Consider the following 21,304-nt stretch of genomic DNA (forward strand, 5'->3'; position numbering starts at 1 on the left):
TCGCACGGGCCGGCATGGACGACGGTGGGGCGCGCGAGGTCGCGGTCGACGGCATCGAGACGGCGGTGCCGAGCGCGGCGTTCGCGAGCGAGCGCGACGAGGCGACGATCTGCTACCCGATCCGGGGCGACCTCCCGCTCGGGGACGACGACGAACTCCTGATGATCCGCAAGCGCCGCGGGCTCGGCGCGGACCTGTACAACGGCCCGGGCGGGAAGGTCGAGCCCGGCGAGACGCCCGCCGAGGCCGCGGTCCGGGAGACGCGCGAGGAGACCGGCGTCGACGTCGGCGCGGTCGACAAGCGCGGCGAGTTCGACTTCTTCTTCGGCGACGAGCACGTGTTCTGCTGCCACGTCTACGTCGGCCGCGAGGTGTCCGGGGTCCCCGAGGACACGCCGGAGGCGTTCCCGGAGTGGCGCGCACGCCGCGACGTTCCCTACGACGAGATGTGGGAGGACGACGTGCTCTGGGTGCCCCGGGTCCTCGACGGTGACACCATCCGCGGCGTCTTCTACTTCGACGACGACGGCGACGACCTCCTCGAGTACGACGTCGCCGCTGGCGTCGACGGATTCGATTGAGCGGTCGCGCCCGGCGAACGCACCTGACGGTCAGTCGTCCGCAGCGTCGCCCCTGGCGTCCACGTCGCCACGAGTCGGTTCGTAGACGTCTTTGGCCACTCCGACGTGACCCTCGGTCAGGTACGCCCAGGCGACGACGAGCAGGCAGACGCACCCGAGTTCGAGGAGCCGCACTTCGAGGTTCGCCGGGAGCGTGTTCCGCGCGATCGTCAGCGCAGCCGTGAGTTCGACGCCGAGCATCTCGAATCCGCTCAGGAGTTCCAGCGACATCCGACCGAAGTGAACGCCCAGTGGGAGCCCCAGGTCGCCGGTGAGGAGGTACGCCAGCGCGAACGTGACGCCGACCATCGCGGCGTCGACGCCGACCACGACGTTCCCGCGGAGCGGGACGTGGTACGCGCCGAACAGCAACAGGCTCCCGGCGGTCGCGGGGACGACGGCCCACGCCGGCGAGCGACCGCGCGCCGAGAGCCCCTCCGCGAAGTTCTGGAGCATGATCCCCCGGTAGACGACCTCCTCGTAGACGTTCCCGAGCAGGAAGTACAGCGCGAACGCGAGGAGTGCGACCGCGACGAGCAGCGGTTCGTCGACGCCGCTCGCTGCCGACGAGAGGTCGACGGCGCGGTGGCCGCGGGCGACGCCCCACCAGAGCGACAGTGCGATTCCGGCCGCGCTGATGACCGTCCCGGCGGCGAAGTTCCCGAGCCACGCCGCATCGACCGAGAGCCCGAACTCCGCGTACCGCCGACGGTCGAGCGTCGTGGCGATCCGGAGCGCGATCCCGATCGTCGCGACGTACAGGGCGAACAGGAGGACTCGGATCGAGACCGTCTCGGCCGCGGAGAGCGCCGTTCCCGCCGGCTCGAAGACGGTCTGGATGGCCGCGCGCCCGGCCAGGAGCACCAGGAGCGTTACGGCGGCGGGGAGGACGCCGCGGAGGCTCGCACGCAACCGGGTCGAGTTCGATTCGCGAAGGACGCTCACACGTTCGTGAACCTACACGAACCACTTAACCGCAGTCATTTCGGCTCACTGTCGAGGGTCGTCGACGTACCCGGCCCGCCGTCCCACACGCGGGGTTCGCTCCGCGGCGGCGGAACCCCTTCAGGGGACTTAAGGTAGCGGTGGGCGTCGAATCGAGTAATGAGTGGCGAGCAGGAACTCGGCGTCACGGAGAGCAAGAACCACAACACGGGCGAGTGGTACGCGGAGGTCGTCCAGAAGGCGAAACTCGCGGACTACGCGCCGATTGGTGGGTTCATCGTCACGCGACCGCGGGGGTACGAGCTCTGGGAGCGCCTCCAGAACCACCTCGACGGCTGGTTCAAGGAGACGGGCGCGCAGAACGCGTACTTCCCCCTGCTGATCCCGGAGTCGTTCCTGGAGCGGGAGGCGGACATCGTCGAGGGGTTCGACCCGGAGGTCGCGTGGGTGACTCACGGCGGGTACGACGAACTCGAGGAGCGACTGGCGGTGCGGCCGACGAGCGAGTCCATCATCACGCCGTTCATGGCGGAGTGGACGCGCAGTCACCGCGACCTCCCGCTCCGGCTGAACCAGTGGGCGAGCGTCGTGCGGTGGGAGGCGACGGAGACGAAGCCGTTCTTCCGGACGAAGGAGTTCCTCTGGCAGGAGGGGCACACGGCGCACGCGACCGAGGACGGCGCGATGGACGAGGTCATGATGCGCCTCGGGCAGTACGAGCGATTGTACGAGGACGTGCTCGCGATTCCGGTCCTGCGCGGCCAGAAGCCCGATCACGACAAGTTCCCGGGCGCGGACGTGACGACGACCGTCGAGGCGTTGATGCCGGACGGGAAGTCGGTGCAGGGCGGGACGAGTCACGCGCTCGGGCAGTCGTTCGCGGAGGCGTACGACGTGACGTACACGGACGAGGACGAGGAGGAGCGGACGGCGTGGACGACGTCGTGGGGGCTCTCGTGGCGTGCGCTCGGGGCGCTCATCATGACGCACAGCGACGACCAGGGGCTCGTGCTGCCGCCGGCGGTGGCGCCCGAGCAGGTCGTCGTCGTCCCGATCTGGCAGGAGGACACGAAGGACGAGGTCCTCCAGTACGCGACCGAGGTCGCGGCGGAACTGGAGGAGGAAGGTGACGTGCGCGTGCACCTCGACGACCGCGACGAGCGCAATCCGGGGTTCAAGTACAACGAGTGGGAGCTCAAGGGCGTCCCGCTCCGCGTCGAGATCGGGCCGAACGAGGTCGACGACGAGGTCGTCACCGCGGTCCGGCGGTCGGACAACCAGAACCAGAAGCGCGAGCTGGAGCGCTCCAACCTCGTCGAGGCGGTCGACGACCAGCTCGAGACGGTGTTCGACGAGCTCTACGAGACGGCCGCCCAGAACCTCGTCGAGAACGTTCGGTCGGCGACCGAGCCCGAGGAGATCATGGGGACGATCGGCCAGCACGGCGGGTTCGTGAAGACGCCGTGGTGCGGCGACGAGGCCTGCGAGGAGGTCATCAAGGAGAAGGTCGCGGCGGAGATCGCGATGGTCCCCCTCGAGGAGGGCGTCGCGCCGGAGGCGGACGTCGAGGGCGGCGAAGAAGTCGCGGTCGAGGGCGACGAGTGTACGATGTGCGGCGAGCCGGCGAGCGAGGTCGCGTACTTCGCGAAGACGTACTGACTCGATCGGTGGCGTGCGGTCGTGCCGTTCGGCGTCGCCGTCTCGATTATTCTCGCGTTCGTCCACCGTTTCGGCGACGAAGCGCGCGGTTCGCGTGGAAATCCCGCGAGGACTGCGAAGATGGTACTCGCATCCGAATACCTTAAATCTCCTAGTAGGGGATTAAGAGACCCTTAGTGATTCAGGAGTAGCCTCTTGTAGGTGCTCGTGGGACCCAGTGGCATGACTCAGCCACACGACCGGTCCGGCGACGCTCGACCGGCCGATGCAGCGGGCGATTCTGGCCGTACCGATTCGGGCGACGATTCTGGCCGTACCGATTCGGGCGACGACTCTGGGATGGCCGATTCGGGCGACGATACCGGACTGGCGGATCCGACCGCCGCGCGTGCGAACTGCGGCGTCGGCGTCGTCATGGACTTCGACGCGAGCCCCAGTCACGACGTCGTCGCCGACGGCCTCGACTTGCTCGTGAACCTCGAACACCGCGGCACGACCGGCGCGGAACCCGACACCGGCGACGGCGCCGGCATCCTCCTCCGTCGCCCGGACGAGTTCTTCGCAGGTGTCCTCGACGCCGACCTCTCCGACGCGTACGCCGTCGGGTCGCTCTACTTCCCGCAGGACGACGCCGCCCGCGAGGCGCTCCAGGGACTCGTCGCCGAGGAACTCGCCGCACGCGGCGTGGACGTCCTCGAGTGGCGGGATGTGCCGACGGACGCGAGCGACCTGGGCGCGACCGCTCGCGAGGCCGAACCGGACGTCTGGCAGGTCGCGGTCGCACCCAGCGACGGGCAGTCCGCCGACGAGTTCGACACGGACCTGTTCGTCGCACGGAAGCGCATCGAGCACCGCGTCGACGGCACCGCCGAAGCCGGCGACGCCCCGGCGTTCGAGCACCCCGACGTCGACGACGCGGCCGCCGACCGGTTCTACGTCTGCTCGCTCGACCGCCAGACGCTCGTCTACAAGGGCCTCCTCAAGGGCGAGCAGGTCCGCTCGTATTACCCGGACCTCGCCGACGAACGGATGGCGTCGACGTTCGCGATGGTGCACGAGCGCTTCTCGACGAACACCCTCGGCGCGTGGCACCTCGCGCATCCCTACCGGAACATCGTCCACAACGGCGAGTTCAACACGCTCCGCGGGAACGTCAACTGGATGCGCGCCCGCGAGGGCGACCTGGCGACCGACGCGTTCGACGTGGACGACGTTCGCCCCGTCATCGACGACCCCGAGCAGTCCGACACCGCGAGCATCGACAACTCGCTCGAACTCCTCATGGAAGCCGGCCGTGACCTCCCGCACGCACTCCGGACGCTCGTCCCGGAGGCCTGGCGCGGCGACGACGCGATGGCCCAGGAACGCAAGGACTTCTACGACTACCACGCGAGCCTCGTCGAGCCGTGGGACGGCCCCGCGCTCGTCGCGGCGACCGACGGGGAGCGCGTCGGCGCCGTCCTCGACCGGAACGGCCTCCGGCCGTGCCGGTACGACGTGACGACCGACGGCCGGCTCGTGATGGCGAGCGAGGCCGGCGCGCTCGACGTCGACGAGGCCGACGTTCGCGAGCGCGGCCGCCTCGAACCCGGCCAGTGCTTCCTCGCCGACCCCGACGAGGGCGTGCTCACCGACGACGAGGTGTTCGCGGAACTCACCGACGAGAGGTACGCCGAGTGGGTCGACAGCGAGCAAGTGCGTCTCGACGACCTGACCCCCGGCGACGACCCGACGCCCGGCGACGAACGCGGCGACGGCGAGCGGGCTCGAGCGGCGCCCGACGAGCCCGCCGAGGGCGGCGTCGTCGACGAGGTCGAGGACGTTCGCGGGACCCAGGCGGCGTTCGGGTACACGCACGACGAGATCGACGAACTCGTCGAACCGATGAGTCAGAAGGGCAAGGACCCCGTCGGGTCGATGGGCGACGACACGCCGCTGTCGGTGCTCTCGGATCACGACCGCCCGCTGTTCTCGTACTTCAAGCAGCTGTTCGCGCAGGTGACGAACCCGCCGCTGGACTACATCCGCGAGGAGCGCGTCACGAGCCTGGAGACGCGGCTGGGGCGCCAGCGGAACCTCCTCGCGGAGACGCCCGCGCACGCCCGCCAGCTCGTCGCTGACTCGCCCGTGCTCTCGCTCGCCGAGCGCGACGCCATCGTGGAACTGGACGGCTCGAACCGGGCGAACGGCCTGACGTCGACCGTCGTCGACGCGACGTACGACCCCGAGGCGACGACCCTGGAGGCGGCGGTCGAGCGAATTCGCGCGGACGCCCGCGACGCCATCGAGGCGGGCACGGACGTCGTCGTGCTCTCGGACCGCGAGACGGGCCCGGAGCGAGCGGCGATCCCGAGTCTGCTCGCGACCGGCGGCGTCCACCACCACCTCGTCCGCACCGGCGCTCGCGCGAAGGCAGGGTTGGTCGTCGACTCCGGCGACCCCCGGACCGTCCACCACCACGCGACGCTCGTCGGGTACGGCGCGGACGCGGTCTGTCCGTACCTCGCGTACGAGACGCTCGCCGACCTCACCGCGGGCGGCGACGGCGCGAGCACCGACGCGGCGCTCGCCGCGTACCGCGACGCGCTCGAGGGCGGGCTATTGAAGATCATGGCGAAGATGGGGATCTCCACCGTGGAGTCCTATCAGGGCGCGCAGGTGTTCGAGGCCGTCGGCCTCGACGCGGACTTCGTCGCGGAATACTTCGAGGGCACCGAGAACCGCACGGGCGGCATCGACGTCGCGGACGTCGGCGAGGACGTCGCCGCCCGGCACGCGTTCGCGTTCGGCGACGACCCCGACCTCGAGCGTCAGGGCGAGTTCCGGCACCGCAACGGCGGGCGCCGGCACTCCTGGAACCCGGAGACCGTCGGGGCGCTCCAGCGCGCCGTGCGGACTGGCGACTACGAGGAGTACAGGAACTTCGCGAGTGCGACGAACGAAACGCCCGACGACGAGGCCCCGGAGGCGCTCCGCGGCCTGCTCGAGTTCGACGCCGACGCGCGCAAGTCAATCCCGCTCGGGTCCGTCCAGCCGGTCCACGAGATCGTCGAGCGGTTCTCGACGGCCGCGATGAGCCTCGGGAGCCTCTCTCCCGAAGCGCACGAGAACAACGCGGTCGCGATGAACCGGATCGGCGGGAAGGCGAACACGGGCGAGGGCGGGGAGCCGCCCGAGCGCTTCGACACCGAGAAGGAGTGCTCGGTGAAGCAGGTCGCCTCGGGCCGCTTCGGCGTGACGTCGACGTACCTCTCGAGCGCGGACGAGATCCAGATCAAGATGGCGCAGGGCTCCAAGCCCGGCGAGGGCGGGCACTTACCCGGTGAGAAGGTCAACGAGATGATCGCGCACGTCCGGAAGTCCACGCCCGGCGTCGGCCTCATCTCGCCGCCGCCGCTGCACGACATCTACTCGATCGAGGACCTCAAGCAACTCATCCACGACCTGAAGGCGGCGAGTCCGGATGCGGACATCAACGTGAAGCTCGTGTCCGAGGCGGGTATCGGAACGGTCGCGGCGGGCGTGGCGAAGGCGAACGCGGACGTCGTCCACATCAGCGGGCACTCGGGCGGAACGGGCGCGAGTCCGAAGACGAGCATCAAGCACGCGGGCCTGCCGTGGGAGCTCGGGCTCGCGGAGGCCGTCCAGACCCTCCAGCGAACGGGTCTCCGTGACCGCATCCGCGTGACCGTCGACGGGGGCATGAAGACCGGTCGCGACGTCGCGATCGCTGCACTTCTGGGCGCGGAGGAGTACGTGTTCGGGACGGCGAGCCTCGTCTCCTCGGGCTGCGTGATGGCGCGCCAGTGCCACAAGAACACCTGCCCGGTCGGGGTTGCGACCCAGCGCGAGGAGCTCCGCGAGCGCTTCCCGGGCGAGCCCGAGCACGTCGTCAACTACATGACGTTCCTCGCACAGGAGCTCCGCGAGACGATGGCGGAGCTCGGGTTCGAGACGGTCGAGGAGATGGTCGGGCGCGTCGACTGCCTCGAACAGCGCGACGTCGATCACGAGCGCGCGAGCAAGCTCGACCTCTCGGGCGTCCTCGCGGACGTCGGCGACGGCCCGCGGACGAAGGTCCGCGAGCAGACCCACGAGGTCGACGCCCAGCTCGACTGGGAGCTCCTCGAGGACGCCGAGGCCGCGGTCGCGGACCGCCAGCCCGTCGGCGTCTCGGCGACGATCTCGAACACGGACCGCGCGGTCGGCGCGACCCTCAGTCACGAGGTGACGAAGCGCCACGGCGAGACCGGACTGCCAGCCGGCACGCTCACCGTCGACCTGGAGGGGACGGCGGGGCAGTCCTTCGGTGCGTTCCTCGCGTCCGGCGTCGCACTCCACCTCCGCGGTGGCGCGAACGACTACGTCGGGAAGGGCCTCAGCGGCGGTCGGGTCGTGGTCGACACGCCCGACCGCGCCGGGTTCGACCCGAGCGAGAACGTCGTCGCCGGCAACGTCGCACTGTACGGCGCGACCGACGGCGAGTGCTACCTGAACGGGCGCGCAGGCGAGCGCTTCGCGGTCCGGAACTCGGGCGCGCACGCGGTCGTCGAGGGCGTCGGCGACCACGGCTGCGAGTACATGACCGGCGGGGTCGTCGCCGTCCTCGGTGACGTCGGCGCGAACTTCGCCGCCGGCATGAGCGGCGGTCTCGCGTACGTCCTCGACGAGAGCGAGTTCTTCGGCGACGCCGAGAGCGCCGACGTCGCGTTCGAGGACCGCGTGAACGAGGGCATGGTGCACGTCGAGCACGACCTCGACGAGCGCGACGCCACCGTCCTCCGCCGGCTCGTCGAGAACCACCACGCATACACGGGGAGCGAGCGCGCCGCCGCGCTCCTCGCGAACTGGGAGGCCGCACTCGCCGCGTTCGCGAAGGTCCTCCCCGACGCCTACGAGGAGGTGCTCAGCGAGCGCGACGGCTACGACGTCCGCGACAGCCCGCCCGCGAGCGCCACCGCCGACGCCGCGAGCGCGAGGGGGTACGCGAGCAGCGACGACTGACGCGCCAGGCTCGCCGCCGACGATCGTCCTCCTGGGTCCGTCACCCCCAGTGGTTCCCGGCGACGTCGCTGTCGTCGTCACGTTCGTCGCCGGCGTGCTCTCGGCTGTTCTCGTCGTCCTTCCGCGCTCGCGAGCGCGCGTCGTCCCACGACGTGGCCTGGTCTGGGTCCTCGGCGTCGAGCATCCCGTAGACGAAGAACGGGACGACGAGGGCGAGCAGTGCGAGGACGGCGACGAACCCGACGGCGGTCATCTACAGGGAGACACGCGGCGGGTCATCCGAAGAAGACGTCGGCGAGGTCGCTCCCGCGGCGGCGGTCCGATCGGTAGAGCTCGGAGTACCCGCAGTTCGCACAGGATATCACGTCGAAGTTCTTCGACTGGACGTCGAACATCTTCGAGAGGCCGCCGCCGGTGGTCGAGATGCTGTCCGTGATCGCGTCCTGATGCCCGCACTTCGGGCAGCCGTCGTCGGTGGAGGGCGACATGTCAACACGAACGACTCGATTACTTGAGTATTTTTCGCTCGCGTTGAGTCGCCACTGGCGTGCCGCGAGCGCCACGCTCTTTTCGCGCGACCGAGTCCCCTCTCGCATGGACAGCGCATTCGTCGTCGGCGGGACGCGATTCGTCGGCCGACACCTCGTCGAGGACCTCCTCGAGCACGACTACGACGTCACGATCTTCAACCGCGGCACCCACGAGAATCCCTTCGCCGAGGACGACCGCGTGACTCGCGTCGAGGGCGACCGCACGGACGACGGCGACCTCGCGAGCGCCGCCCGCCAGAGCGAGTACGACGCCGTGTTCGACGTGGTCGCGTACCAGCCCCGGGAGGTCCGCACGGCGACGCGTATCTTCGACGACGCCGACGCGTACGTCTACGTCTCCTCCGGCGACTCCTATGGAAACGAGGAGATACCGAAGCGCGAGGGCGCGCTTCGCGCGTCCTCGGAACGAGCGAGTAGCGCGGAACGAAGTTCCGCGGACCATTCGAGCGGGCATCGCCCGCGAGAAGACGGCGACGCCGCGAGCCGCGAGGGCGCGCTCCAGCGGGTAGACGGTGCCACCGCGCTGCGGCCGTGTAGCGACGAGCAGGCGACCGACGACACCTCGGAGACGTACGGGAACCGGAAGGCCGAGGGCGATCGCGCGGTGTTCGCGGCCGCCGAGGAACGCGGGCTGCGCGCGATGGCGGTCCGGCCCTGCATCGTCTACGGCCCGCACGACTACACGGAGCGCCTGGACTTCTGGATCGACCGCGTCCTGAACGCCGATCGCGTGGTGGTGCCGGGAGACGGGACGAACGTCTGGCATCGCGCGTACGTCGAGGACGTCGCGAGCGCGCTCCGCGTCGTCGCCGAAGAGGGGACGGCGGGCGAGGCGTACAACGTCGGCGACCGCCGACTCGTCACGCTCGAGGAGATGCTGGACCTGATCGGGGACTGCCTCGACGACGCCAGGGCCGCACCCGCCGGTGCGGGCGAGTTCGAGGTCGTGCACGCGAGCGAGCGCGAGCTCTCCATCGCGGACCTCTCCGGGGACGACTACGTCCTCTACCGCGACTACCCGCACGTCCTCGACACGACCAAGCTCGCCTCGCTCGGCTGGGCGTCCACGCCGCTGCGCGAGGCGATGCAGCGGACCGTCGACGACCACCTCGCGAGCGACCGCGACGGCAGCGAGCACGACCCCGGCCGCGAGAACGAACGGGCGCTGCTCGACGTCCTCGACACGCTCTGAGTGGGCCGCAGCGCTCGAGAAGCGTGCCGTCGCAGGACACCAGGAGGCGAACTGTCGGCCGTCAGGTCCACCAGACGGCGAATAGGAGCGTGAACATCGCATACGCGCCGATCGTCGACAGGAGCGGGACGACGTTCTGCATCACGAGGACGCGGCCGGTGGTCGCGGGATCGAAGAGGTCCGCGGCGGACGGGATGTCGTCGGGTTCCTCGTCGCCGATCGCGGGCGCTTCCTCGCCGGGTTCCTCCGCGGTGAGCGCGCCGACGGAGACGCTCGGGGACTCCTCGCCGCTGACGACCTCGGTCACCTTCGCGGTCCGGGTCGCGCGCCCCCAGCCGAGGCCGACGATGGAGGTCGTGGCGATGATGACGAACGACGCGGGAATGCCGATGACGGAGAGGAAGATGACGATCGTCGAGGAGACGACGGCGACGACGATCGCCGCCGTCAGCGGGAGGTCCGTGATGTCGTCGCCGAGCGTGTCGAGCGTGCGGCGCGCGATCGTGAACGCGCCGACGGCGACCGCGCCACAGCCGAGGATGATCATCGTGTTCAACTCGACGACCTCCGCGCCGACCAGGGGCGCGATCGCGTTCGCGATGTTCGAAGTCCCCGAGGAGAACGCCATCAGGCACCCGATGAAGATGACGACCGTGCCGCCGAACAGCTCCCGGCGGGTCGTGTTCGGGCCCGCGGTCGGTCGCGGCACGACGCCGGAGCGGTCGATCTCGAACAGCGCGCCCTCGGTGGTCTCGATGGCGACCCAGCGGTTGATGCGCGGATAGAGGTAGCGACCGATCATCGCGGACGTCCAGAAGCCGACGATGGGGGCGACGATCCACCAGACCGCGATGCTCCCCATGACGGTCCAGTCGAGCGATCCCGTGGCGACGCCGAGACCGGCGATCGCGCCGACGGCGGTCATAGAGGTCGAGGCGGGGACGCCGAAGTAGTTCCCGACGAACAGCGCGCCACCGATGAAGAACAGGAGGACGATGCTGGATTCGAGCGTGAACACGCCCGATTGCGTGATGAGGTCGTTCCCGAGCGTGTCGACGACCTCCCGGCCGATCGTCCACGCGCCGACGAAGAAGAACACTGCCATGAGGGCGGCAGCACCCGTCTTCGAGATCGACTTCGAGCCGACTGCGGGCCCGAACGCCGGTCCCGTGGTGGCACCACCGATGTTGAATCCGACGAACAGCGAGACGGCGACGCCGACGACGAGAAGAAGTTCGACCATACCGGATGGATTGTCCGAACGCTCTAAAACCCACCGTCATCGGGGGCTCTCTCGACGGGAGCGAACGTGCGGTCCATCCGGAGCGACCCGCTGGGATGGACGGATATTCCCGTCTGGGCTACGTAATCACTGGTATGCACTTGGGACATGGACTGGGAGAGAGGGGTGGGGTATGAATCCGCAACGCGTCGACTTCGCGGTCGACCTCGCGTACGGGATCGCGATCGCGGCCGCCATCGGGCTCGTCCTCCTGGTGGAGACGGTCGTGGGGATCGCGTTCGGGATGGGGGTTCTCGTGTCGTACGTCATCCACATCGCGTGGAAGATGGCGCGGTTCGACCCCGAGTGGATGACTCGGGAGGTCGCCGAAGCCGTGGAGGAGACCGTGAGCGAGGAAGTCGAGAAGACCGTGGAGGACACGGTCGGGAAAGAGGTCAAGGAGACCGTCGGGAAGACCGTCGAGGACACGGTCAACGAGAAGGTCGAGGAGACGGTCGGGAAGGAAGTCGAGAAGTCCGTTGGCGAGACGGTGAGCAAGGAGGTCGACGAGGTCGCGGAGAAGGTGGAGAAGACCGTCGAGGAGACGGTGAGCAAGGAAGTCGAGGAGACGGTCGGGAAGGAGGTCGAGGAGACGGTGAGCCAGGAGGTCGACGAGGTCGCGGAGAAGGTCGGCGAGACGGTCACCGAGGAGGTCAGCAAGGAGGTGGAGGAGACGGTCGAGCACACGGTCAGCGAGAAGGTCGAGGAGACCGTCGGGAAGGAAGTCGAAGAGACGGTCGAGGAGACGGTGGAGGACACTGTCGAAAAGACTGTCGAGGAGACGGTGGAGGATACTGTCGAAGAGACGGTCGAGGAGACGGTGGAGGATACTGTCGAAGAGACGGTCGAGGAGACGGTGGAGGATACTGTCGAAGAGACGGTCGAGGAGACGGTGGAGGATACTGTCGAAGAGACGGTCGAGGAGACGGTGGAGGACACTGTCGAGGAGAAGGTCGAGGAAGTCGTCGACGGCGAGGGGACCGCCGACGCAGCGGAGGAAGACGACGGGTCCGAGGAGAAAGCGTCCCAGTAAGTCGCGGATCGGTCGTTCGGGGGACCGGTGCGGTGAGGGGCGGAGCGAGTGCGGTCAGGAGCCGGGTCGGTCGCCGGTGACGTTCCCGCTGTGACGTGCGGCGCGTCGACGGAGCGCCTGGGCGACGCGTTCGTGGTGGTTCTCGCAGGACTCGATCGCGCAGCCGACGGCGTCGGCGTCGTCGCTCTCTACGGGGACCTCGTGGACGGTCGCGCGCATCGCGCACGCCGAGTCGACGTCCTCGGGGAGCGTCGACGCCGTCGCGGACGACGAACCCGACCTCGTACGCGACCGCCGGCTCGTGCTCGCACGACAGCTCGCCACCGTCGAGACCCGCAGGCCGTCCGGGATCGGTCATGACGCCGACTCCGAGCGCCGACGGCTTCACGATTCGGGCCCGATTCGTGGCTCGATATCGACCGCTAGCGAACTCCGGATCCCCCGCCACCGCCAGTCGCACTCGCCAGATGACACCCCGCGAACGCACAGAATGCCTCGGTGGTCACATGCGTTCGACGGCGAGCAACCGCGAACGCACAGAAAGCCCCGGTGGTCGCATGCATTCGACGGCGAGCAACCGCGAACGCACAGAAAGCCCCGGTGGTCGCATGCATTCGACGGCGAGCAACCGCGAACGCACAGAAAGCCCCGGCGGGTTCGGGCGCCCTCGCTCGCTGTGGTCCTCGTCGCTCACTGCGTTCGCTCCTGCGGTCCTTTCGTCGCGACGGCGCCCGAACCCGCCGCCCCTTTCATCCCCGCCCGGCCGCATCGCGCCTCGTCCTCCCCAACCGACTCCCGCGGCGACTCCCTCCGGTCGTCGCCGCGGTCGTCCAGTGTGAGAGCAAGCTCTCACTGGCTCCCGCTCGCTTCGTCGCCGGCGCTACGCGCCGGCTTCCAGCGGGACCTCCGGTCCCGCCCGGCTCGCGGGAACCTCGCGCAATATCGACGCGGTCGCGCTCGTGTCGACGACCACGACCGCGACAGCGCGCGCCGACGGACCGATGCGTCGGTCGGAGGCGAAAGGTTTCTCCGGCCCTACCGCGACGAATCGGGTATGTTCCAGAAGTCGGCGTGGATTCGACTCCCGCGGAACGTCGTCGTCGGGCACGACGTGCTCTCGCGGACGGTCGACGTCGTTGACGACATCCACCTCACGGGGCGGCCACTCATCGTGACGAGTCCGACGCCCCGGGACGTCGCCGCGGCACCGATCGTCGCGCAGTACGAGGAGCGGGGCGTCGACCCGGAGGTCGTAACCGTCGAACGGGCATCGTTCGAGTCCGTCGAGGAAGTGGCCGAGGCCGCGGGGAACGACGAGATCGGGTACCTGCTCGGCGTCGGCGGCGGGAAAGCGATCGACATCGCGAAGATGGCGAGCGACCACTGCGGGAAGGGGTTCGTGAGCGTCCCGACGGCGGCGAGTCACGACGGCATCGTCTCCGGGCGCTCGTCGATCCCCGAAGGCGATACGCGGCACTCGGTCGCCGCGGAACCGCCGCTCGCGGTCATCGCGGACACGGGCGTGCTCGCGGAAGCGCCGTGGGAGCTCACGACCGCGGGGTGTGCGGACATCATCTCGAACTACACCGCCGTGATGGACTGGCGGCTCGCGAACCGACTCCAGGACGTCGAGTACAGCGAGTACGCCGCGGCGCTCAGCGAGATGACGGCGGAGATCCTCGTCGACAACGCGAGCATGGTGCGTCCCGGCCTCGAGGAGTCCGCGTGGGTCGTCACGAAGGCACTGATGTCCTCGGGCGTCGCGATGAGCATCGCGGACTCGTCGCGGCCCGCGTCGGGCGCCGAGCACCTGTTCAGTCACCAGCTCGACCGGCTCGCGCCGAACGCCGCCCTGCACGGCCACCAGGTGGGCGTCGGTTCGATCGTGACGGCGTACCTCCACGGCGGCGAGCGCGGCATCTGGCAGGACATCCGGAGTGCGCTCGCCGCGATCGACGCGCCGACGACCGCCGCGGAACTCGGGGTCGACCCGGAGACGGTCGTCGAAGCGCTGACGACGTGCCACGAGATCCGGGACCGTTACACGATCCTCGGGAACGGCATGAGCGAACCGGCCGCTCGCGAGGTCGCACGGAAGACGGACGTCATCTGACGGCGCTATCGCTCGAACTGCGACGTCGAAGAATGGCGGGCGGCAGTCGATGCGACTATCCGAGTTCTGCGTTCTCGAACCGCCAGTAGCCGAAGGCGAGCGGGACGGCGAGCCAGAAGAGGAGGACGACGGCCGCGAACCACGTCTCCGTGTAGAACCCGCTCGGTGCACCCATCGCCTGGCCGGCGGCGGCCTGCTGCGCGCTGTCGCTGAGGACGTCGCGGATGAGGACGCTGTACGCGCCCGTCGGATTGATCGCGTTCGTGAACCCGAGGACGTCGGTGAGCGTCTCCGAAGCGAGGTCCGTGAACTCGTTCAGGAGTAGCGTGAGGACGAACGTGAAGATGTTCCAGAGGAGCGTGAACAGGAGCACGAGCGCGATCGCGCCGACGATCGCGATCGTGTCGGACTTCGTCGACGCCGAGAACCCGATACCGATCGCGACGAACACCGCGCCGAGCACGACCGTCAAGAGGAGGAAGGCGAGGTATTCGACGGCGGGGAACGAACTCGCGAATATCGCGAACACGATCGCGCCGACGAGCGACCCGACGACGACGGCGGTCCCGACGACCGCCGAGCGACCGAGGAACTTCCCTGCGAGGACGTCCTGGCGCGTGTTCGGGAGCGAGAGCAGGAGCTTGATCGTCCCGGACGTTCGTTCGCCGACGATCGCCTTGTACCCGACCATGATGCCCATGATGGGGAGGAAGATCGAGGTCGGCGTGGTCAGCGACGCCAGGAGCGCGTCGCCGGCGACGGCGTTGCTCCCGGCCTGGATGTCACCGAAGAACCACGCTGCGGCGCCGAGGAACAGCGAGAAGATGACGACGAGCGCCCAGAGGGTCTTCGCGCGAGCGGCGTCCTCGAAGTCCTTCCGGGCGACGGTCGCGACGTTCATGCTTCCACCCGTCGTTCGTCGGTGGTGTACGCGGCGAACAGTTCCTCGAGCGACGCCTCCTCGGTAGCGAAGTCCTCGACGGTCACGCCCTCGTCCTCGAGTGCGGAGAGGACGTCCGTCTTCGCGCTCTCGCCCGTGGAGAGCGCGAGCGTGTTCCCGTCGACGGTCACGTTGCTCACGCCGGGAACGCGCTCGACGGCGCCGACAGCGGCGTCGGCCGACCCGGCGAACGTGACGGTGAGTCGGTCGCCGCTACCGACGTTGTCGCGGAGGTTCTCGATGGTGTCGACGGCGACGAACTGGCCGTCGCGGAGGATGCCGACGCGGTCGCAGACCGCCTCGACCTGCTCGAGGATGTGACTCGAGAAGAACACGGTCGCGCCGCGCGCGGCCTCCTCCTTCACGAGTTCGCGCATCTCTCGGGCGCCGTTCGGGTCGAGGCCCGTCGTCGGTTCGTCGAGGACGAGGAGGTCGGGTTCGCCCGCGATCGCCATCGCGAGGACGATGCGCTGCTGCATCCCCTTCGAGTACCCGCCGGCCTTGCGGTCGGCGGCGTCGAGCATGTCGACGCGCCCCAGGAGTTCGTCGACGTCGCCGTCCTCGCCCTTCGATTCGAGCGCGAACTCGACGTGCTTGCGGCCAGTGAGGCGGTCGTAGACGTCGAATCCTTCCGGGAGGACGCCGGTACGTTGGCGGACTTCTTGGCTTCGTTCGTTCGCGTCCATGCCGAGCACCTCGACGCGGCCCGCGGTCGGGCGGATGAAGTCCAGTAGCATGTTGATGGTCGTGGACTTCCCGGCGCCGTTCGGGCCGAGGAAGCCGAACACTTCGCCTTCCTCGACGGTGAGGTCGAGGCCGTCGACGGCGGTGAGATTCCCGAATCGCTTCGTGAGGTTCTCTGTTCGTATAGCGGGACCCATGCTTCGTTCACCACACGCTCCTTTTGTAAGTTTTCTCACTCGACGTGGCGACTGGTGCGACGAAGCGGGCTGTCACTCGACGAGGTGGTCGGTGTCATTCGCGAGGACGCGCGACCAGACCGTCTGGGCGACAGCGACCGCGAGCACGACGACGACCCCGGCGAGCGCGTACCACGTCGTCAGTTGGACGGCGAACCGCGGGCCGAACGCTCGCGACGCGTACAGATATAGCGGGACGCCGAAGGCGGCGACGGGGAGGGCGATCACGGTGAACCACCAGTGCGTGGCGAGGAGCCGCCGGACGTCCTCGGCGTACGACCGGACGTTCATCACTTCAGACAACTATGGGCTGGAAGATAAGCGTTCGGTGTGCTCGGCGCGGGCCGCTACAGGTGTTCGTCGAGGAACTCGGCGACCGCGGAGTACGCCTCAACCCGGTTCTCGAGCTTCGAGAACCCGTGGCCCTCGTCGTCGAATATCAGCTTGCGGACGGGGACGCCCTGCTCGCGGGCCTGCTCGACCACCTGCTCGGCCTCGCCGACGGGGACGCGCGGGTCGTTCTCGCCGTGCAGCACGAACAGGGGCGCCGCAATCTTCTCGACGGTGTTGATCGGGCTGATGGACTCCAGGAACTCGCGGTCCTCGGCGAGCGAGCCGTACTCGGCCTCGCGGAGCTTCCGACGCCACTCGCCGGTGTTCTCGAGGAACGTGACGAAGTTCGCGATGCCGACGACGTCCACGCCCGCCGCCCACAGCTCCGGGTACTCCGTCATGCACGCGAGCACCATGAACCCGCCGTAGGACCCGCCCATGCACGCGATCCGGTCGGGGTCGACCGCGGGATGGTCGTGCAGCCACTCGACGCAGGCTTTCACGTCCGCGACCGAGTCCATGCGCTTCTCGACGTCGTCAAGCCTGGTGTACGTCTCGCCGTACCCCGTCGACCCGCGGACGTTCGGCTCGAAGTACGCGTACCCCCGGTTGAGGAAGTACTGCTTGACGGGATTGAACGACGGCCGGCGCTGGCTCTCCGGGCCGCCGTGGATGCTCACGACCACTGGCGTGTCCCCGCTCTCGCCATCCGCGGCGTCGCCCTCGGCGGCCTCGGGGAGCGTCAGGAACCCCGGCACTTCCACGCCGTCGAAGCTCTCCACGTGCACGAGCTCGGGCTCCCTGAACGACTCCTCGGGGATGCCCGCGGTCGCCGCGTACGTCCACCGTTCGGTGTCGCCCGTCTCCGTCTCGACGACGTACACGTTCGTGTTCACGGCCGCGCCGGTCGCCGTGATCGCGTACTTCTCGCCGTCGGGCCCCCAGGAGACGCCGCCGGCGATGCCGCCGGGGAGGTCGGGGCTCGGGAATACCTCGTACTCGGTCGTCCCTGAGAACTCGGCAACGGTCAGGTCCGTGTAACCGTCGACGTTCCGCGAGAACGCGAACCGCCCGCTGTCGTGGTCGACGCTCACGCCGCCGACGTTCCATTCGCCGCCCTCGGCCACGACTTCGCGCTCCAGGGTCTCCAGGTCGATCCGCGCCAGGTACAGCGTGTCCGAGCCGTCGTCCGTACAGCAGTAGACGGCGTCGCCGTCGGGCCCGAACGACGGGCTGTAGAATCGAACGTCGTCGTCGTGGGGCGTGATGCACTCGAGATCGCCCGACGGGTCGTCGCGGTCGAGGTCGAGGACGTACACGTCCTGGTCGACGTTCGAGTACGCCTCGCTCACGAGGAGGCGGTCGTCGCTCGGCGACCAGCCCGCGGCCGTCAGCCAGCCGTCACCCTCGTGGACGAGTTCCGCGTCGTTCCCGGTCTCGTCCCTGCCCTGTACGTACACGTCGAACACGCTCTCGTCGCGGCGGTTCGACGTGAACGCGAACCGTTCGCCGTCGTGACTCCACCCACCCCAGCGGTGCTTCGCGTCCGGGCGCTGCGTGAGGTTCACCACCTCGCTTCCGTCGCCCGCGAGCCGGTACAGTTGCGCGCGCTCGTTCCCGCCCTCGTCCATCCCGAACGCGAGCTCGTCGCGCTCCGGCGACCAGGACGCGAACGTCACGCGCTCGTCGTAGAACGTCCGCTGGACCGGCCAGTCCTTCGGTTCGTCGACCGTCCAGACCTGCGACGTCCCCGTCGTGTCCATCAGGAACGAGAGCCGCTCGCCGTCCGGGCCGAACGACGCGCCGCTGGCCGACCGCACGTTCAGGTAGCGCTCGATGTCGTACGTCATGCTCACTCGTCCGCCGTCCGGGGACGTAAGGCGTTGGGTCTGGGACTCCTCACTCCGCTCGCGCGAACGCGACGAGGGACGCGGTGCCACCGACGACGCCGAGCAGCACGTAGAAGAACGGGTCCGAGAGCATGTCGAGCGCCGCCGCTGGCGAATCGACGACCGAGACGGTCGCGAGCGCGCCGAGCACGATGCTCGCGACCATCAGGATCACCATCACTGGCACCGGGAGCCACGGTTCTGGTTCGTCGACGTCGTCGATCATCCGTTCGTTCCGAACTTTCGCCCCCGGATGAAAGTGGCTTCGCTTCCGGAGTCGGACTCGGGTCCCCCGCCGCGGTCGCTCGCCGGACGGCAGGCGCGAAAAAGTGGATCGGACGGCGGGAGACGGGCCTAGCTGTGGATGCCCATCGCTTCGATCTGCTCCTGGTAGCGGTTCCGGATCGTGACCTCGGTGACCTGCGCGACGTCCGCGACCTCGCGCTGGGTCTTCTTCTCGTTACAGAGCAGGCTCGCGGCGTAGATGGCAGCCGCGGCGTAGCCGGTCGGGGACTTCCCCGAGAGCAGTCCCTTCTCGGCGGTCGTCTCGATGATCTCGTTGGCCTTCGTCTGGACTTCCTCGGAGAGTTCGAGTTCCGAGCAGAATCGCGGGACGTACTTCTTCGGGTCGACGGGCTTCATCTCCAGGCCGAGTTCCTGACTGATGTAGCGGTACGTCCGCCCGATCTCTTTGCGTTCGACGCGCGATACTTCGCTGATCTCTTCGAGGCTTCGCGGGATGCCCTCCTTCCGGCAGGCGGCGTAGAGCGCCGAGGTGGCGACGCCCTCGATCGACCGCCCGCGGATGAGGTCCTCCTTGAGCGCGCGCCGGTAGATCACGGACGCGACCTCCCGGACCGACCGTGGGACGCCGAGCGCCGAGGCCATCCGGTCGATCTCCGAAAGTGCGAACTGCAGGTTGCGTTCCCCCGCGTCCTTCGTTCGGATGCGCTCCTGCCACTTGCGCAGTCGGTGCATCTGACTGCGCTTCTTCGAGGAGATCGATCGTCCGTACGCGTCCTTGTCCTTCCAGTCGATCGTCGTCGTCAGCCCCTTGTCGTGCATCGTCTGGGTCGTTGGGGCGCCGACCCGGGACTTCTCCTGTCGCTCCTGATGGTTGAACGCACGCCACTCCGGACCGGGATCGATTTGCTCCTCCTCGACGACCAGCCCGCAGTCGTCGCAGACGAGTTCTCCCCTGTCCGAACTCTTGACCAGGTTGTCGGATTCGCACTCGGGGCACTCCCGAACCCCTTCCTGCTCCTCCGACTCGTCGGCCTCGAGGTCTCGCTCCCGCTGGCGGGTGGACCGTGTCATCGCACTTTTATAGTAGCAGTTCCATTGGCCTTAAACCTTGGGACGGTTTCTGCCCTGCTTCGAGAGGTCAGAATTGCCTGCGCCGAAGAGCAAAACCGCCGGACGGCGCACGTTTTAATTTCGCTGACATCCAGGTGGAATCAGAAGCGTTATACCCGAGAACGGGTGACCAAGGGTCAATGCCGGTCATCGAGTGCGACGTCGAGACCGCCCGCGAGGCGCTCGCCGACGCCGGAGCGACAGTCGAACCGGGCAACACCGAACACGAACGGTACCGGGCCACCCTCGACGACGCCACGGCCGTCGCGTACGACGACAAACTCGTCGTCCAGGGCGCGAACCCCGCGAGCATCGAGGCCGTCGTCCGCGACGAGAGCGGTCGCGCGCACCTCTACTTCGACGGCGCGTGCCGGGGCAACCCGGGCCCGTCGGCCGTCGGCTGGGTGATCGTCACCGACGACGGCATCGTCGCCGAGGGCGGCGAGACCGTCGGGCGCGCGACGAACAACCAGGCGGAGTACGAGGCGCTCGTCGCCGTCCTCGAGGCCGCGCGCGACTACGGGTACGACGAGGTCCAGGTACGGGGCGACTCCGAACTCATCGTCAAGCAGGTCACCGGCGAGTACGGCGTCAACGACCCCGACCTCCGCGAGTACCGCGTCCGCGTCCACGAACTCCTCCGCGCGTTCGACGACTGGACGATCTCGCACGTCCCCCGAGAGATTAACGAGCGCGCGGACGAACTGGCGAACGAAGCACTCGACGATGCCTGACGACGACACCACGCACGATTCCGCGGAGACGCACGACCCCGACCCCGCCGAGGACGCCACGCACGACCCCGCCGAGGCCGCGGCGCGCGACGCCGCCGGCCTCACCGACCGCACAGCCGACGGCGGCAGCGACGGCGACGGCGGCGACGGAGACGACGCGGACGACGACCGGCCCGTTCCGGCGTCGGTCGTCGACGCGGCCGAGCGCCTCACGCACCTGGCGCGCGAAGCCGTGGACGACGACGAGGCCGACGCGTATCGCGCGGACCGGGACGACCAGCTCGCCGACTTCGACTACACCGCGCGAGTGCGGGAGGCGGACGCGGCCGCGACGCTCGTTCTCCACCCAGCGGAGTGGGTCGAGGACGGGACCGTCCGCCCCGACCGCATCGAGGACACCGACCGGGCGATCGAGGTCGCGCTCGCCGGGACCGGCGACCCCGACGAGTGGGCGGACGTGGACGCGCACAACCGCGAGATCGTCGCTCGGGTCCGCGAAGAACACGGCGACGTCCACGCGGCGAACGTGGACGTGCTCGCGGACTTCGCCGGCAACCACTACGCGAAACCCATCGAGGACCTGACCGCGGCCGAACTGCGGGAGTTCGCGGACGACTACGCGACGCGGAACGCGTGGCTCGACGACGAGCAGGCCGCGGCACTAGCACAGAGCGTGCGCTACGCGTTCGACGCTGCGAAAGAACGGGTGCCCGATTGGTGACCGCGTAGCGCG

At 68.9% G+C, this 21,304-nt stretch carries 19 protein-coding genes; 8 read left to right on the forward strand and 11 right to left on the reverse strand.

Going from position 1 to position 21,304, the window contains the following annotated elements:
* Positions 1-14 precede the first annotated feature (14 nt).
* Positions 15-581, forward strand: a complete 567-nt coding sequence (locus tag G9C85_RS11470; protein WP_166040029.1) for an 8-oxo-dGTP diphosphatase — start codon at positions 15-17, stop codon at positions 579-581.
* Between the two features lie 30 nt (positions 582-611).
* On the opposite strand, the gene G9C85_RS11475 is transcribed toward G9C85_RS11470, so the two are convergent.
* Positions 612-1,565 carry a CPBP family intramembrane glutamic endopeptidase gene (locus G9C85_RS11475; protein ID WP_166040031.1) on the reverse strand — a complete coding sequence of 318 codons (954 nt, stop codon included), beginning with the start codon at positions 1,563-1,565 and terminating at the stop codon, positions 612-614.
* A gap of 159 nt (positions 1,566-1,724) precedes the next feature.
* Here G9C85_RS11475 and proS point away from each other — a divergent pair, with 159 nt between their 5' ends.
* Together proS and gltB are read left to right on the forward strand one after the other, a co-directional pair.
* Positions 1,725-3,224 (forward strand): proline--tRNA ligase, encoded by a 1,500-nt coding sequence (gene proS, locus G9C85_RS11480; RefSeq protein WP_166040033.1) that lies wholly within the window; start codon positions 1,725-1,727, stop codon positions 3,222-3,224.
* A gap of 339 nt (positions 3,225-3,563) precedes the next feature.
* A complete protein-coding gene (gene gltB / locus G9C85_RS11485) occupies positions 3,564-8,228 on the forward strand; it encodes a glutamate synthase large subunit (RefSeq protein ID WP_193570744.1) in 4,665 nt (1,554 codons plus the stop codon).
* A gap of 40 nt (positions 8,229-8,268) precedes the next feature.
* Here the strand turns inward: gltB and G9C85_RS11490 are convergent, their stop codons facing one another.
* Together G9C85_RS11490 and G9C85_RS11495 are read right to left on the reverse strand one after the other, a co-directional pair.
* Positions 8,269-8,481 (reverse strand): hypothetical protein, encoded by a 213-nt coding sequence (locus G9C85_RS11490; RefSeq protein WP_166040036.1) that lies wholly within the window; start codon positions 8,479-8,481, stop codon positions 8,269-8,271.
* Positions 8,482-8,503: 22 nt separating this feature from the next.
* Positions 8,504-8,716, reverse strand: coding sequence for a zinc ribbon domain-containing protein (locus G9C85_RS11495; protein ID WP_166040038.1), 213 nt, complete (start codon positions 8,714-8,716; stop codon positions 8,504-8,506).
* 106 nt (positions 8,717-8,822) lie between these two features.
* On the opposite strand from G9C85_RS11495, the gene G9C85_RS11500 reads away from it, so the two are divergent.
* A complete protein-coding gene (locus G9C85_RS11500) occupies positions 8,823-9,971 on the forward strand; it encodes an NAD-dependent epimerase/dehydratase family protein (RefSeq protein ID WP_193570700.1) in 1,149 nt (382 codons plus the stop codon).
* A 61-nt stretch (positions 9,972-10,032) separates the two neighbouring features.
* On the opposite strand, the gene G9C85_RS11505 is transcribed toward G9C85_RS11500, so the two are convergent.
* On the reverse strand, positions 10,033-11,214 hold the full coding sequence (locus G9C85_RS11505; RefSeq protein ID WP_166040040.1) for an inorganic phosphate transporter: 1,182 nt from the start codon (positions 11,212-11,214) through the stop codon (positions 10,033-10,035).
* Between the two features lie 172 nt (positions 11,215-11,386).
* Between G9C85_RS11505 and G9C85_RS11510 the strand changes: the two genes are divergently transcribed.
* On the forward strand, positions 11,387-12,286 hold the full coding sequence (locus G9C85_RS11510; protein ID WP_166040042.1) for a DUF445 family protein: 900 nt from the start codon (positions 11,387-11,389) through the stop codon (positions 12,284-12,286).
* A gap of 54 nt (positions 12,287-12,340) precedes the next feature.
* Here the strand turns inward: G9C85_RS11510 and G9C85_RS11515 are convergent, their stop codons facing one another.
* A complete protein-coding gene (locus G9C85_RS11515) occupies positions 12,341-12,610 on the reverse strand; it encodes a hypothetical protein (RefSeq protein WP_166040044.1) in 270 nt (89 codons plus the stop codon).
* Between the two features lie 730 nt (positions 12,611-13,340).
* Between G9C85_RS11515 and G9C85_RS11520 the strand changes: the two genes are divergently transcribed.
* Positions 13,341-14,399, forward strand: coding sequence for an NAD(P)-dependent glycerol-1-phosphate dehydrogenase (locus G9C85_RS11520; RefSeq protein WP_166040046.1), 1,059 nt, complete (start codon positions 13,341-13,343; stop codon positions 14,397-14,399).
* A 55-nt stretch (positions 14,400-14,454) separates the two neighbouring features.
* Here G9C85_RS11520 and G9C85_RS11525 read toward each other — a convergent pair whose 3' ends face one another.
* The 6 genes from G9C85_RS11525 to G9C85_RS11550 form a co-directional block, all read right to left on the reverse strand.
* On the reverse strand, positions 14,455-15,300 hold the full coding sequence (locus tag G9C85_RS11525) for an ABC transporter permease subunit (RefSeq protein ID WP_166040048.1): 846 nt from the start codon (positions 15,298-15,300) through the stop codon (positions 14,455-14,457).
* Complete coding sequence (locus tag G9C85_RS11530; RefSeq protein ID WP_166040050.1) at positions 15,297-16,220, reverse strand: ABC transporter ATP-binding protein; 924 nt, start codon at positions 16,218-16,220, stop codon at positions 15,297-15,299. The genes G9C85_RS11525 and G9C85_RS11530 overlap by 4 nt, the downstream gene beginning before the upstream one ends.
* Before the next feature lie 72 nt (positions 16,221-16,292).
* Positions 16,293-16,550: a hypothetical protein gene (locus G9C85_RS11535; RefSeq protein WP_166040052.1), complete on the reverse strand. Its 258-nt coding sequence runs from the start codon at positions 16,548-16,550 to the stop codon at positions 16,293-16,295.
* A gap of 56 nt (positions 16,551-16,606) precedes the next feature.
* Positions 16,607-18,442, reverse strand: coding sequence for a S9 family peptidase (locus G9C85_RS11540; RefSeq protein WP_166040054.1), 1,836 nt, complete (start codon positions 18,440-18,442; stop codon positions 16,607-16,609).
* Between the two features lie 49 nt (positions 18,443-18,491).
* Positions 18,492-18,707 (reverse strand): hypothetical protein, encoded by a 216-nt coding sequence (locus G9C85_RS11545; protein ID WP_166040056.1) that lies wholly within the window; start codon positions 18,705-18,707, stop codon positions 18,492-18,494.
* A 128-nt stretch (positions 18,708-18,835) separates the two neighbouring features.
* Positions 18,836-19,798 carry a transcription initiation factor IIB family protein gene (locus tag G9C85_RS11550; RefSeq protein ID WP_166040059.1) on the reverse strand — a complete coding sequence of 321 codons (963 nt, stop codon included), beginning with the start codon at positions 19,796-19,798 and terminating at the stop codon, positions 18,836-18,838.
* A gap of 179 nt (positions 19,799-19,977) precedes the next feature.
* On the opposite strand from G9C85_RS11550, the gene rnhA reads away from it, so the two are divergent.
* Complete coding sequence (rnhA, locus tag G9C85_RS11555; protein WP_166040061.1) at positions 19,978-20,571, forward strand: ribonuclease HI; 594 nt, start codon at positions 19,978-19,980, stop codon at positions 20,569-20,571.
* 217 nt (positions 20,572-20,788) lie between these two features.
* Positions 20,789-21,292, forward strand: coding sequence for a rnhA operon protein (locus tag G9C85_RS11560; RefSeq protein ID WP_166040948.1), 504 nt, complete (start codon positions 20,789-20,791; stop codon positions 21,290-21,292).
* The last annotated feature ends 12 nt before the right edge of the window (positions 21,293-21,304 follow it).

The sequence above is a fragment of the Halorubellus sp. JP-L1 genome (assembly GCF_011440375.1).
Taxonomy (GTDB): Archaea; Halobacteriota; Halobacteria; order Halobacteriales; family Natrialbaceae; genus Halorubellus.